The organism is Paraburkholderia kirstenboschensis, from assembly GCF_032806925.1.
In the GTDB taxonomy this organism is placed as follows: Bacteria; Pseudomonadota; Gammaproteobacteria; order Burkholderiales; family Burkholderiaceae; genus Paraburkholderia; species Paraburkholderia kirstenboschensis.
The window spans coordinates 1,556,489-1,569,504 of sequence record NZ_CP136512.1 but is presented as its reverse complement, the minus strand read 5'-3'; the positions used below and the strand labels follow the sequence as shown (position 1 = coordinate 1,569,504).

Genomic DNA, 13,016 nt, shown 5'->3' with positions numbered 1-13,016 from the left:
ACCGCTCGCTCGACACAACGCGCGACGTGACATCTCGCAAGGAGCGCATCATGAATCGCCGCAACTGGCTGTTGAGTTTCGCCGTCTGCCTACTCGGTGCACAGACGCCGTTTGCGTCGGCGGCCGATCCGGAAGTCGTCAAGATCGGTTTTGTCGGGCCGTTAACGGGCCCTGTTGCACGGGTTGGGAAAGACCTGCAGTACGGCGCGCAACTGGCGCTCGATGAAGAAAACGCCCGACATCCGACTGTCGGCGGGAAGCCCGTCAAATTCGTGCTCGACGTGCAGGACGATCAGGCCGATCCGCGCGTTGCGATCCAGGTCGCGCAGAAGCTGGTCGACGATGGCGTGGTCGGCGTGATCGGCCATTACAACTCGGGTTGCAGCATTCCGGCGTCGACGGTCTATCACCAGGCAAACGTTGCGATGATCACGCCGGGCTCGACCAATCCGCAATTGACCAAGCAGGGATACAAGAATGTGTTTCGCACGATGGGCCACGATGGCATCGGCGGCGTGGTCGCGGGACATTTCGTGGTGGAGCAGATGAAGGCGAAGCGAATCGGCATCATCGACGACCGCACGGCGTTCGGCCAGGGTCTCGCCGACGCCTTCGAAAAAGGCGCGAAGGAAGCGAACGGCAACATCGTCGATCGCGAATTTACGAACGACAAAGCGGTCGATTTTCGCGCCATCCTGACGGTGTTGAAAAGCAAGAACGTCGACTTGATTTTCTTCGGCGGTCTCGATGAACAGGGCGCAATGCTGATCAAGCAGATGCGCTCTCTGGGCATGAACGCGCAACTGTTCGGGGCGGGCGCGTTGAAGAGCAATGCGTTCCTGCAGATCGCCGGCACGGCGGGCGACGGCACGCAGGATCTGGAACCCGGTCCCGCGCTCGACAAGCAGCCGGCTGCGCTGGATTTCGGCAAGCGTTACAAGGCGCGCTTCAACCAGGACGTGGAACTGTACGCGCCGTTTTCGTATGACGCGGCACTGGCGATGATCAAGGGGATTCACGCAGCGAATTCGCTCGACCGCGCGAAGATCGTCGATAGTCTGTCGAAGGTCAGCGTCACGGGCGTGACCGGACAGATCGCGTTCGACCCGTACGGCGATCTGATCAAGCCGCCGTATACGCTGTTCCAGGTTCAACAGGGTCAATGGAAGAGCATGAAAACGCTGGGAGGGAGCGGCGCCTGATTTTTATGAACACGCCGTCCTCGATCTGATATTCAGCCGGTCATGGCTGCCAACGCTGTCGCTTCGAAAGACTGTTTTCTTCGCCACAGGTTTGACCCTCACGGTTGGTGCCATGCCCATAAACCGGGCCGGGGTTTGCCCGGCCCGTTGGAGTGCTTTCCTGTCGGTTCCTGATGAGTTCTCCGACGCACAGCCACGAAGCGTTCCACGCAGACGCGAAGAAATACGCAAGACGCGATCTGCAGCCATGCTTCAACAGGTTGAAACCGCACTCCTTCCCACATCGAGCCGCCTATTGATCAGAAACCTTCGATTGAAAAATTAAGTTAGCGCCTGCTTTATTGTTCTTGTCAGATAGCTACCAGCGCACACCGCCCTGACAGGTAAGTAACGCACACTAACGAACAAGATTCGATGCCCACTGCGTTCGCCCATACCGTCAAAGAGAGCTTCACGACGCTCACGCCGACGGCCAAGCGCATTGCCAGCTATATGCTGGCGAATCTCGACCGGCTCGGTCTCGAAACGGCCGATCAGATCGCACAGCAAACAGGAACGAGCGGCATTTCCGTTGGACGCTTTCTGCGCAGCGTCGGCTATCGCAATCTTGATGATCTGAAGCGCGAGTTACGCGGTGCGCAAACACGTCCCTGGTTCATTACTGACCGCCTGGATGCTTATCGCAGCGAGCGCCATCAAGAAGACGCGCAAGGCATGAGTCCGCAAGGCGACGCACTCGCCCGGTCGATGGAACTGGAAGTCGACGCCGTACGCTATGTCTATCAGCTTGCACGGAGCGAAGCGTTTGGGCGGGTCGCAGAGCGTATTGCCACTGCGGACGCCGTTTACATCGTCGGCATTCAATCGACCCGCGGCATATCGAATGCGTTCTTCAGCTACCTCGAATATCTGCGGCCACGTGTGTTCTATTCCGACGGTATGTCGGGCTCGTATGTGGATTCACTGAACTCCGAGTTTGCTTCGCCCTACCTGATCGTGACGGACACGCGCGCCTATTCACGAATCGCACGCCGTTATTGCGAAGCCGCGACGCAGCGCGCCATCGCCTTCGCGCTCGTCACCGATCTCTATTGCCCCTGGGCGCGCGACTTCAACTGCGATTTATTGCAAGTAAAGACGGACGTCGGCCAGTTCTGGGACTCGCTTGCGCCGCTCACGTGTCTCTTCAATCTCCTGCTCAGTTCGATCGTCGAATGCCTCGGCCCGGCCATCGACGGGCGCGTTGCGCGCAACCGCGAACTGCAGCGTGAACTCGATCAGTTCGAATTCTGACCCCCATGACAGACATCCCTCGCCTGATACATATCACGCACGACACGCATCGCGTGGATATCGACCTCGTTTATGCAACGCCCCGCAACTTCACGGGCAAGCCGATCTACCGCGAAGCGCATTGCCTGCTGCTCGAACCCGCCGAAGCTGCATTGCGCAAAGCCGTCGAGCTCGCGGACAGCGCAGGTATGACGCTGCGCATCTTCGACGCCTACCGGCCGCCGCAAGCGCAAAAGGTGCTGTGGGACTTTCTGCCCGACCCGACCTACATAGCCGAACTGGGCCGCGGCTCGAACCATAGCCGGGGCACGGCCGTCGACCTCACCCTGATAGACGGCGACGGTCAACCACTAGACATGGGCACCGGTTTCGACGAGATGGTGAAGGCTTCCGAGCATTTCCACCCGGGCTTGCCGCAATCTGTGCAGCGCAATCGCCTGCTGCTGCTCGGCATCATGCACGCGGCCGGCTTTGCCCACATTGCAAGCGAATGGTGGCATTACGAATTGCCTGGGTCGCGCGCGCTGCCCGTGATAGACAACAGCGAAAGCGGCCCGTTGAAGTTGATGTGACTTGATAGGTTCCAGGCTGTCCGTTTGCAGGTTCTCTTCCTTTACATGCGGAGCAAGTATGAATCTGGTTTTGCGCAATGCGCTGGCAGCGGTCGCGGTGGCATCCGCACTGACATTTTCCATTTCGATGACAGGCAGCGCGCTCGCGGCGACGCCGAAAGACATGCTTGTCATCGCCACGACGCTCGACGAATTCTCGACGCTCGATCCCGGCGAAGTCTACGAACTGGTGCCGGAAGAATATGTCGCGAACACCTACGACCGCCTCGTACGCGTCGACCTGAAAGACCCGTCGAAATTCAACGGGGACGCCGCGCAATCCTGGACCGTGAGCCCCGACGGACTCACATTCACCTTCAAGATCCGCCCCGGTCTCAAGTTCCACTCCGGCAACCCTCTGACAGCCGATGACGTCGCGTGGTCGATCCAGCGCTGCGTGCTTCTCGACAAGGGCGCTGCCGCCGTGCTGCAAGGCATCGGGCTCACCAAGCAGAACGCGCTCGACAAAGTCAAAAAGATCGACGATTCAACGGTCAGCATCACGACCGATCAGAAATACGCGCCGACCTTCGTACTGAATGTTCTGGGCGCGTGGCCCGCTTCCGTGCTGGATAAAAAACTGCTGATCTCTCATCAGAAAGGCAATGACTTCGGCAACGAATGGCTGCGCACGAGCGAGGCGGGGTCGGGCGCCTACAAGCTGGTGAAATGGACCGCCAATGACAGCATCATTCTGCAGAAGTACGACGATTACCGCGTGCCGCTTGCCATGAAGCGCATCGTGCTCCGCCACGTTCCCGAAGCATCGAGCCAGCGCCTGCTACTCGAAAATGGCGATGCGGACGTGGCGCGCAATCTGAGCCCCGACGACCTCGCTGCATTGACGAAGTCGAACAAAGCTCACGTGACGGCCGTGCCGCAAGCCACCTTGCTGTATCTCGGCTTGAACGTGAAGAACCCGAATCTCGCGAAGCCCGAAGTGCAGGAAGCAATGAAGTGGCTGATCGATTACAACGGCATTCAGACGAACGTGGTGAAGACGACCTATAAGGTTCATCAAACGTTTCTGCCGGAAGGCTTTCTCGGCGCGCTCAACAGCAACCCATATCACCAGGACGTCGCAAAGGCGAAGGCGCTGCTTGCCAAAGCGGGTTTGCCGAACGGCTTCAATGTGACGATGGACGTGCGTAGCACCTATCCGTACAACGAGATTGCGCAGGCGGTGCAAGCCAATCTGGCTCAAGGCGGAATCAAGGTCGAGATCATTCCCGGCGATAACAAGCAGACGCTCGCAAAGTACCGCGCGCGCCAGCATGACATCTACATCGGCGAATGGTCTGCCGACTACATCGACCCGCACAGCAATGCGCAGGGCTTCGCGTGGAACCCGGACAACTCCGACAAGTCCTCGTACAAGATGCTCGCATGGCGCAATTCGTGGGACATTCCCGATCTGACTAAACAGACGAACGCTGCGCTTGCCGAATCGTCCACTGCAAAACGCGCACAGCTTTATCAGGCGATGCAAAAGGACATGCTCGCGCATTCGCCGTTCGTTATTATGTTCCAGCAGGTATCGCAGGTAGCGATGCGGCCAGGCGTGTCGGGACTTGAAGTCGGGCCGATCAACGACCTGGTTTCGTACCTGCATGTGAAGAAGCAATAATCGCCCGGCGGCGTCCGAACCATGTCGACAACGTTGACTCCTATCGACCGCATTCGTGCCGCAGTCGCGCGCCGCGCGAGCGTGCGCTGGGCGCTGCGGCTGCTGCGCTGGGCGCTGACGCTCGCCATAACCTTCACGGGCCTGCTTGCCGTAACGTTCGTGATCGGCCGCAAGGTGCCCATCGACCCGGTGCTCGCAATACTCGGCGATCGTGCGTCGGCCGCCGCCTATGCGGCAGCGCGCATCCAGTTGGGTCTGGATAAGTCTCTCGTCGAGCAATTTCTGATCTACGTGAATGCGGTATTGCACGGCAACCTGGGCATGTCGCTGCTGACAGCCAATCCGGTACTCGACGACATCCGGCGCGTGTTTCCCGCCACGCTCGAACTGGCCACCCTCGCGACCATCGCCGGCGTGCTGGTCGGTGTGCCGCTCGGGGTCGTGGCCGCGACGCGGCATAACCGTTGGATCGATCACGTTGCGCGCTTCGTGGGCCTCATCGGCAGTTCCGTGCCTGTGTTCTGGCTCGGGCTGATGGGGCTGCTGCTGTTCTATGCGAAGCTGCATTGGGTGTCGGGTCCTGGGAGATTGGACCCGGTGTTCGACGGCATGGTGGAGCCGCGCACAGGCAGCCTGCTCGTCGATTCGCTGATGGCCGGCGAATGGGATGTGTTCTTCAATGCCCTCTCGCACGTGGCGTTGCCTGCGGCGATACTGGGCTATTACTCCGTCGCGTATCTGAGCCGAATGACGCGCTCGTTCATGCTCGATCAATTGAACCAGGAGTACATCACGACGGCGCGCGCGAAGGGAGTGCCCGAGCGGCGCGTCGTGTGGGTGCACGCCTTCGGCAACATCGCGGTGCCGCTGCTCACGGTGATCGCGCTTTCGTATAGCTTCCTGCTGGAAGGCTCGGTGTTGACCGAGATCGTATTCGCATGGCCGGGCATCGGCTCGTATCTGACGGGTGCGTTGCTCAATGCCGACATGAACGCCGTGCTTGGCAGCACGCTTGTGATAGGCGCCACTTTCATCGCGTTGAATCTGCTCACCGACGCGCTCTATCGCGTGTTCGATCCACGCGCCCGCTGATGCAACGGAGACTATCGACGTGCGTCATCCTCTTGAACATTCGACGCAGGACTGGCCGATGAATGCCGCGCGTCTCACCTGGAAGCAATGGCTGCTCACCGATACGCCCGCGTCGCGCAAACAGGCAGCGTTGGGCCTCGCCTATCGACGCTGGCGGCGTTTCGCGGGCAATCCGCTATCGGTATTTGGTTTTGCGATCCTGATGGTGCTCGTCATCGTCGCGATAATCGGACCGTGGATCGCGCCGCATGATCCTTTGCGCCAGGTGCTGTCGGACCGGCTGCTGCCGCCGGGCTCTGCATCGCACTGGCTCGGCACCGACCAGCTTGGGCGCGATATTCTCTCGCGCATCATCTACGGCTCGCGCCTCACTTTGTCGATCGCCATACTCGTGGTCGTCGTGGTGGTGCCAATCGGCCTCATGATAGGCACGACAGCGGGCTTCTTCGGCGGCTGGGTCGATAACGTGCTGATGCGCGTCACGGACATCGCGTTGGCGTTTCCGAAAATCGTGCTCGCGCTCGCCTTCGCTGCAGCGCTGGGACCCGGTGTGATCAATGCCGTGATCGCCATCTCTATCACGGCGTGGCCCGCATATGCACGTCTCGCTCGCGCCGAAACCTTGAGGCTCGTGCAGGCCGATTTCATCCAGGTTGCGCGTCTGCAAGGCGCGTCGAATCTGCGCATTCTGCTGCGCTATGTGATGCCGCTATGCATGTCGTCCGTGATCGTGCGAGCGACGCTCGACATGGCGGGCATCATTCTGACCGTGGCGGGTCTGGGCTTTCTCGGGCTTGGTGCGCAACCGCCGAGTCCCGAATGGGGCTTCATGGTCGCTTCGGGGCGCAACGTGCTGCTCGATTCATGGTGGGTCGCCACGTTGCCGGGCTTCGCGATTCTGCTTGTGAGCCTCGCGTTCAACCTGCTCGGTGACGGATTGCGCGACGTGTTCGATCCGCGTCATGGAGACTGATATGCACACGAGCGAAGCGGCCCATCCGCTGTGTGAAATCGACGACCTGCGCATCGCGTTTCGCGCGCATGACGGCACGCTGAACGAGGCGGTACGCGGTCTGTCGCTCACGTTGAAAAAGGGCGAGCGACTCGGCATCGTCGGCGAATCGGGCTCGGGCAAATCGCTCACGGGCCGCGCCCTGCTCGGCTTGTTGCCGCCCGCCGCGCATTGCACGGCCAAAGGGCTACGCTTCGACGGCCAGGACATGCTGGCGATGCCGGCCCATAGACGCCGTCGCTTTTGCGGCTCGCAAATGGGGATGATCCTGCAAGACCCGAAGTATTCGCTCAACCCGGTCATGACCGTCGAGCAGCAGATGCGCGAAGCATTCGCGCTGCATGAGCCAAAGCTTGGCCGTCGTGCAATGCGGGCAAAGGTCGTTGCGGCGCTCGAGTCCGTGCATATTCGCAACCCTGAACGCGTCGCCCGCTCGTATCCGCATGAGTTGTCGGGCGGCATGGGACAACGTGTGATGATCGCGATGATGGTCTCGACGGGTCCCCGCCTCCTGATCGCGGACGAACCGACGAGCGCGCTGGATGTGCTGGTCTCCATGCAGGTGCTGGCCGTGCTCGATGAACTGATCGAAAAGCATCAGACAGGCCTTATTTTCATCAGTCACGACTTGCCGCTTGTCATGTCGTTCTGCGATCGCGTGGTGGTGATGTACGCCGGTCGCGTGATCGAAACCTGCGCGGCGCACGACCTGGTCAACGCCCAACATCCCTACACGCGCGGGCTGCTTGCCGCGAATCCGCCGCTCGTGGATCCGCCCGTCGAATTGCCCGTGCTCTCGCGCGACTCCGCGTGGCTCAACGACTCAGGCGAACAGCAAGGAGCGCCGTTATGATTCGCGTCGATGCACTGACCGTGCGCTTCAGGACGGCCGCGGGACTCGTCGATGCGGTTCGCGGCGCAAGCTTTCATGTCGAGGCGGGCGAGGTATTCGGTCTCGTAGGCGAATCGGGCTCCGGCAAGTCGACCATTCTTCGCGCACTGAGCGGACTCGCACCTGTTGCAGAGGGGTCCTTGCATATCGCCGGTTCGGATCGCGACATGCGCAGGCGCGATGTGCAGATGGTGTTTCAGGACCCATATGGCTCTCTGCATCCGCGCTTCACCGTCGACGAGACGCTGCGCGAGCCGCTGCGTATCAACGGCATTGGCGACCATGAAGCGCGGATCGTCAATGCGCTGCGTGAAGTCGGCCTGAATCCGTCATTTCGCTTCCGCTACCCGCATCAACTGTCGGGCGGGCAACGACAGCGGGTGGCGATAGCGCGAGCGTTGATCGTCGAGCCGCGCATCTTGCTGCTGGATGAACCGACGTCCGCGCTCGACGTCTCAGTGCAAGCCGAAATTCTTAACCTCTTGAAGCGCCTGCACCGCGAGCGGAATCTGACGATGATCCTCGTCAGTCACAATCTCGCTGTGGTCGGCTTTCTGTGCTCGCGCGTGGCGATCATGCGCAACGGAGAGATCGTTGAAGAGCTCCCTATAGAAAGGATTCGAGCGCAGAAGGTAGAGAGCGAGTACTCGCGCAGCCTGTTGCTCGCGACAGGCGGTTATCAGCGCAAGGTCGCGGAAGCATTCGGCGTGGACGCGTCGTTATGAAGTAAAAATGCCGGCAGAAACCGCCAGCGCTCAGCCCTTACGCGATCCGCTGCATATAACTAGGCAGATCCGGATCGGGCAGCACGGCGAGGACCTTCAATCTCTGACGTGTACGCGTTTCGCCATGTCGAAGGTGCAGGGCAAGCGCCGTTGACGCCGCGGCGAACTCCCCGCGCAACAGCAGTTCAATGACAGTCCGATGCTCCGTCAGCGTGCTCATTTCAGGATGCAGCCGGAACGCATCGTAGAAAGCGTGATTCACGATCAGAGGCATATGCGCGTGGCTGATGGTCGCGAGCAGCTTGCGGTTCGGCGCACCGCTCAAGAACGTATCGTGAAGCGTGACTTCCAGGTGGTACAGCGCGGTTGCATCGACGGAATCGGGGTGTTCTATCGCGCGTTCCACGTCCCGCAGTGCCGCTTCGAGCTGGCCGCGCGACAGCGACGGCGCGCTCGCCAGCAACGCCGCCGGCTCAAGCAATGTGCGCAACTCGTAATCCTGCCGCACGGCGCGAGCGGTGAGCGGTCCGCACAGCCAATGCGAGTACGCGGACTTCTCGACCAGCCCCCGGTCACGCAGCCGGTTGAGCGCTTCACGCACCGTTCCGCGACTCACGCCGAAGACTTCGGCCGCATTGCTTTCGTCGATACGAAAATGCCCGAACACGATGCCAAGCGAGATGGCGGCTTCTAGCGAGTCGTAAATGCGCTCGCTGTTCGAAGGAATATCGAGTGGTTCGGGAGGACGGTCGAAGCCCAGCGTGTCTTCGGAGATCGGCGCGCGCAGCGGCTCGGGCGCGCTGCCATCCGCGTTCGCCACGAGATAGCCCCGTCCTTCGAAGGTGAGCAACAGGCCGCCGGCGTGCAGCATCTCGAACGCCTTTCTTACCGGCACGCGGCTCGTGCCAAAGATGCGCGCGACCGGTCCTTCCAGCAGAACGAGTCCCGGCGCGATATTGCCGAGGGCAATGGCTGACTTTAGCCGATCGTGAATCACGCGGTAACGCAACCGGTTGTCGGATTCGGGCGATACGTCCACGGAATCGGTCGGATGGACCGGGTCTGCGGTCAGCGGCGCCGCCGGCCGATGCGTGGCTGTATCTGAGCGAGAAGATCGGGAAGCGCCTGCGCGTCTTGTCATCGTCAAACGAACTTCACCGTCAGGACCGCATGAACTCGGTCCAGCGGCGCACCAGGTAATTGTGCTCATCCATCACCGAGTCCCATACGGCGACCCGGCTCATACGCGCGACGTAGCTGCCCCCGTCCCGCATCTGACCCGCGGGCACGAGATGTTTGCTTATGGGACCGGGGAGATCGGCCGACGCGCGCGCACCATCGTACCAGTATGCCCATTCGTTGGCTTCCATGTGTGCTCGCGATTGCTCCGGATTCGAAATGTAGAAGCCTTGCCGGGCGACCGTCGCGCCGGCCCAGCCCTCCAGCCACCAGTTCAGATACTCATACGCGGCGTCCAGCACGCGGCCATGCGCGAGACGCGATATGCCGATGCCCCCGAACCACGCCCGGTACCCCTCACGTGGGCGCGCCAGCCTGAACTTGAGGCCCGCGCGCTCCAGTTCGACAGTGGCGGGCGACCAGATGCTCTGAATCGCCACCTTGTTAGCGATCATCAGTTGCGCGGCTTCGGCGAAGCTCGACCAGAATCCTGCGAAATGCCCGCGCCGCTTGAAGTCGATCAGAATCGCGATCAGCCCGTCGATTTCCTCGATGCTCAGATTGCCGATGTCGTCAAAGCGCATGAGCCCGCTGGCTTGGACGGCGAGCGCCGCATCGATGGCGCCGATGGCTGCGTCCGCCTGCAACGCGACGCGACCCGCGAGTTCGGGCGCGAGCAGCCAGGCCCAACTCTCTTCGCCTCCGCTGAGCGAAGCAGGCATGGCATCTTCCAGATAGACGAAGCTGTCCGCGTTGTGCGTGAGCGGCAGCATGCTGATGCGCTCGCTCGGCTTGCGGGCGAGGGAGCCGTCCGGCTGAACGTAGAGCCGGTCGGCAGGCGTGCAGCCCGCACCACTGAGCTTGCCCGTCGCGTGGCTTGCGGGTGCGCGGCCGATGCGTCCCGTGCGCGGCAACACGTTGACTTCGTCCCAGCGGCGAATGCGCGCGAGTTCTATAGGTTGCAGCGCATGAGTCGGCCACAGGCAATCGAGACTGTGGAACCACTGGTCATAGAGCTCGTAGCGGTCTGGGTGCATCGCGCCGTCGCGCTGCACGGCGCCTCCATCCTGAACGATGAAGCGCAGCCGGATGCCCAGATCCTGCTCGGCTCGTTTGCGGATGTGCTCCTGAAGCGTAACTGTCGTGCCGAGCACGCGCAGCTCGACCCTGGATGGGTGCACGGCAGGTGCGGGCAAGCTCGAACGGGCGGAGTTCAATCTATTAGGGCTTCGGCTGTTTGAAGATGCCGGCACAGGCGCCGGTAGGATGCGGCCACCGCGTCTCGCGTGAGTCCTTGCGCAATGATGACAAGGCGCGAACGAGGCGCTTCATGCTTGCCGGCGCCTGGCCACGCATCGAGATGCAAAACAGGATGCACGAGATGATGCACTGCATGCACCACCACCGGTTGGCTCGCGCCGGCAAGCGCGAGAATGCCTTTGACCCGCAAAATGTTATCACCGTGGCGGTTGAGCAGCAGCGTCAGCCACAGCGTGAAGACGGGCCAGTCCAAAGGCTCGTCGAACTCGATGCAAAACGCTTCCAGCGACGCAAGTCCTTGACGGTGCGCGGGCGTCGCGCTGAGACGCGAGAGGGGACTGCCTCCCTGGCGGGGCTCCTGTGCGGTCATGCCCGTGCGCCGGACAAAATCCGCGAAGTCGTGCGCGTTCCCCGCCGGGTCCAGTATGACCGACGCATCGTCCGCGCATGTGCGGCGTGTGATGCTCGCGGCCGGGTTCAGTTGTGCGAGCGTTGGTTCGAGCACGTCGAGCGCGGCAGCGCCGGCAAGGTCCGCCTTGCTGACGACGATACGATCTGCAGCCGTCACCTGCGCGAGCCATTCCGGATGCCGCGCGCGTTGCTGACCGGCGTTGACGGCATCGACGACCGTAACGATCGCACCGATCGAATAATGGCTCGATACCACGCGATCGCCGAGTAGCGTTGCAACGATCGGCGCGGGCGTCGCGAGACCGGTTGTCTCCAGTACGACGCGCGAGAACGGCGGCACCTCGCCGCGAGCGCGCCGCGAGAACAGCGTGGCGAGCGCTTCCTTCAGTTCGCCGCGTATCGCGCAACAGACACAGCCGTTCTCGAGCAGCACGGTCTGCGCATCTACCTCGCCGATCAGCAGATGGTCGAGCCCGACCTCGCCGAACTCGTTGACGAGCACGGCCGTATCGCGCGCGACTTCGCCCTTGAGGACGTCGGCGAGCAAGGTCGACTTGCCGCTGCCGAGAAAGCCCGTGACGATAGTCACCGGAATCACGTCATAGGCGAGGCTCATGGCTGCGCCTCGTCTTCGGCGAACATCGTGAGCGGGTCAAGCGGACGGCCGAGCATGGTCTCGGCGGCTTTCCATATCTGCATGAAATCGTCGACGATGATCTGCGCGCCCGTCGGCGAAGACAGCACGAAGGACTGCCCGTGAAAATCCGCGAGCTTGAGCCGAAAGCTCGCGAGCACACGGTTCGCATGCGCCACCTGCACATACCGCTGCCGCCGCGCGCTCGCGCTCTCGCCCGCTGCCACGGTGTTGGACCAGTGACGCCCGCCGCCGAGCAATCCGCACATGCCGCACATTGCACACTCCTCGCCCGTTAAGGCATGACGTCGCCGGAATTCGGGCCGAGCGTCTGTCCGACGAACAGGTTGCCGCCCGGGTCGGAGGCGAGCAGCACGGCCGTCGGTGCGACCTCCTCTGCTTGGCCGAAGCGCCGCAACGGCAATTCCTTCGACTTCGTTTCCTTCCATGATGCGCTGATTCCATCCACGAGGGGCGTCTCGATTGGACCCGGCGCGATGGCGTTCACCAGCACGTTGTCGGGAGCGGCTTCGAGCGCGAGGGACTTGGTGAAGCCGATCACGCCGGCTTTCGCCGCGGCATAGTGCGTGAGTTCGGCACCGCCCTTGATGCCGAGTTGCGACGCCACGTTGATGATGCGGCCCCAGCGTTGCGCGATCATCGACGGCAGCGCGCGCCGCGAGCAAAGGAAGACGCTTCGCAGATCGACGCGCAGCATGTCGTCCCACATCTGGGTGGTGAGGTCCGTACAGCGTGCCTGCGTCAGCATGCCCGCGTTGTTGACGAGAATGTCGATACCGCCATAAGCCGCGATGCAGCGATCGACGATGCCGTGCGCGCCCGTCTCGTCGCCCACATCGGCGACGATGGTTTGAACGTCCACGCCGCCTGCGCGGCAGGTATCGGCGTGAGCGGCAAGCCGCGCCTCGTTGAGGTCCGCGAGCACGAGGCGCGCGCCGGCCTGTGCGTAAGCGAGCGCGATGGCGGCGCCGATGCCGCTCGCCGCACCCGTCACGACCGCGCGGCGGCCGTCGAGTGAGAACATTGATGCCATGTTGATGAGCGTCCTGTGTATGTC

The 13,016-nt window shown here is 61.9% G+C and carries 13 protein-coding genes; 8 read left to right on the top strand and 5 right to left on the bottom strand.

Annotation, left to right across the window (positions count from 1 at the left end; genetic code table 11):
• Positions 1–50: 50 nt before the first annotated feature.
• The 8 genes from RW095_RS15815 to RW095_RS15780 all read left to right on the top strand — a co-directional run bounded on the left by RW095_RS15815 (position 51) and on the right by RW095_RS15780 (position 8,454).
• Entirely contained in the window at positions 51–1,202 is a 1,152-nt protein-coding gene (locus RW095_RS15815) for a branched-chain amino acid ABC transporter substrate-binding protein (RefSeq protein WP_317016837.1), read from the top strand.
• A gap of 414 nt (positions 1,203–1,616) precedes the next feature.
• The gene (gene sapR, locus RW095_RS15810; RefSeq protein ID WP_317016836.1) at positions 1,617–2,495 is read left to right on the top strand and encodes a sap1 transcriptional regulator SapR; all 879 of its coding nucleotides are present in this window, start codon (positions 1,617–1,619) and stop codon (positions 2,493–2,495) included.
• 5 nt (positions 2,496–2,500) lie between these two features.
• The gene (gene ddpX / locus RW095_RS15805; RefSeq protein ID WP_317016835.1) at positions 2,501–3,067 is read left to right on the top strand and encodes a D-alanyl-D-alanine dipeptidase; all 567 of its coding nucleotides are present in this window, start codon (positions 2,501–2,503) and stop codon (positions 3,065–3,067) included.
• Positions 3,068–3,125: 58 nt separating this feature from the next.
• Positions 3,126–4,733, top strand: coding sequence for an ABC transporter substrate-binding protein (locus RW095_RS15800; protein ID WP_317016834.1), 1,608 nt, complete (start codon positions 3,126–3,128; stop codon positions 4,731–4,733).
• A 21-nt stretch (positions 4,734–4,754) separates the two neighbouring features.
• Positions 4,755–5,825, top strand: a complete 1,071-nt coding sequence (locus tag RW095_RS15795) for an ABC transporter permease (protein WP_317016833.1) — start codon at positions 4,755–4,757, stop codon at positions 5,823–5,825.
• Positions 5,826–5,883: 58 nt separating this feature from the next.
• Positions 5,884–6,798 (top strand): nickel transporter permease, encoded by a 915-nt coding sequence (gene nikC, locus RW095_RS15790; protein ID WP_128584451.1) that lies wholly within the window; start codon positions 5,884–5,886, stop codon positions 6,796–6,798.
• Between the two features lies 1 nt (position 6,799).
• Complete coding sequence (locus RW095_RS15785; protein ID WP_317016831.1) at positions 6,800–7,690, top strand: ABC transporter ATP-binding protein; 891 nt, start codon at positions 6,800–6,802, stop codon at positions 7,688–7,690.
• Positions 7,687–8,454: an ABC transporter ATP-binding protein gene (locus RW095_RS15780; protein WP_317016830.1), complete on the top strand. Its 768-nt coding sequence runs from the start codon at positions 7,687–7,689 to the stop codon at positions 8,452–8,454. Before RW095_RS15785 ends, RW095_RS15780 begins: the two co-directional genes overlap by 4 nt.
• 37 nt (positions 8,455–8,491) lie before the next feature.
• On the opposite strand, the gene RW095_RS15775 is transcribed toward RW095_RS15780, so the two are convergent.
• The 5 genes from RW095_RS15775 to RW095_RS15755 form a co-directional block, all read right to left on the bottom strand.
• Entirely contained in the window at positions 8,492–9,493 is a 1,002-nt protein-coding gene (locus RW095_RS15775; protein ID WP_317016829.1) for a GntR family transcriptional regulator, read from the bottom strand.
• 121 nt (positions 9,494–9,614) lie between these two features.
• Positions 9,615–10,814, bottom strand: a complete 1,200-nt coding sequence (locus RW095_RS15770; RefSeq protein ID WP_317016828.1) for an ABC transporter substrate-binding protein — start codon at positions 10,812–10,814, stop codon at positions 9,615–9,617.
• Between the two features lie 32 nt (positions 10,815–10,846).
• Positions 10,847–11,920 (bottom strand): CobW family GTP-binding protein, encoded by a 1,074-nt coding sequence (locus tag RW095_RS15765; protein ID WP_317016826.1) that lies wholly within the window; start codon positions 11,918–11,920, stop codon positions 10,847–10,849.
• Entirely contained in the window at positions 11,917–12,216 is a 300-nt protein-coding gene (locus tag RW095_RS15760; RefSeq protein WP_317016825.1) for a hypothetical protein, read from the bottom strand. The genes RW095_RS15765 and RW095_RS15760 overlap by 4 nt, the downstream gene beginning before the upstream one ends.
• 17 nt (positions 12,217–12,233) lie before the next feature.
• On the bottom strand, positions 12,234–12,992 hold the full coding sequence (locus tag RW095_RS15755) for an SDR family NAD(P)-dependent oxidoreductase (protein ID WP_317016824.1): 759 nt from the start codon (positions 12,990–12,992) through the stop codon (positions 12,234–12,236).
• Positions 12,993–13,016 lie beyond the last annotated feature (24 nt).

Excerpts from the sequence above, each read along its gene's own strand:
- RW095_RS15815 (WP_317016837.1), top strand. The coding sequence starts at position 51 with ATGAATCGCCGCAACTGGCTGTTGAGTTTCGCCGTCTGCCTACTCGGT.
- sapR (WP_317016836.1), top strand. The coding sequence starts at position 1,617 with ATGCCCACTGCGTTCGCCCATACCGTCAAAGAGAGCTTCACGACGCTC.
- ddpX (WP_317016835.1), top strand. The coding sequence starts at position 2,501 with ATGACAGACATCCCTCGCCTGATACATATCACGCACGACACGCATCGC.
- RW095_RS15800 (WP_317016834.1), top strand. The coding sequence starts at position 3,126 with ATGAATCTGGTTTTGCGCAATGCGCTGGCAGCGGTCGCGGTGGCATCC.
- RW095_RS15795 (WP_317016833.1), top strand. The coding sequence starts at position 4,755 with ATGTCGACAACGTTGACTCCTATCGACCGCATTCGTGCCGCAGTCGCG.
- nikC (WP_128584451.1), top strand. The coding sequence starts at position 5,884 with ATGAATGCCGCGCGTCTCACCTGGAAGCAATGGCTGCTCACCGATACG.
- RW095_RS15785 (WP_317016831.1), top strand. The coding sequence starts at position 6,800 with ATGCACACGAGCGAAGCGGCCCATCCGCTGTGTGAAATCGACGACCTG.
- RW095_RS15780 (WP_317016830.1), top strand. The coding sequence starts at position 7,687 with ATGATTCGCGTCGATGCACTGACCGTGCGCTTCAGGACGGCCGCGGGA.
- RW095_RS15765 (WP_317016826.1), bottom strand. The coding sequence starts at position 11,920 with ATGAGCCTCGCCTATGACGTGATTCCGGTGACTATCGTCACGGGCTTT.
- RW095_RS15760 (WP_317016825.1), bottom strand. The coding sequence starts at position 12,216 with ATGTGCGGCATGTGCGGATTGCTCGGCGGCGGGCGTCACTGGTCCAAC.
- RW095_RS15755 (WP_317016824.1), bottom strand. The coding sequence starts at position 12,992 with ATGGCATCAATGTTCTCACTCGACGGCCGCCGCGCGGTCGTGACGGGT.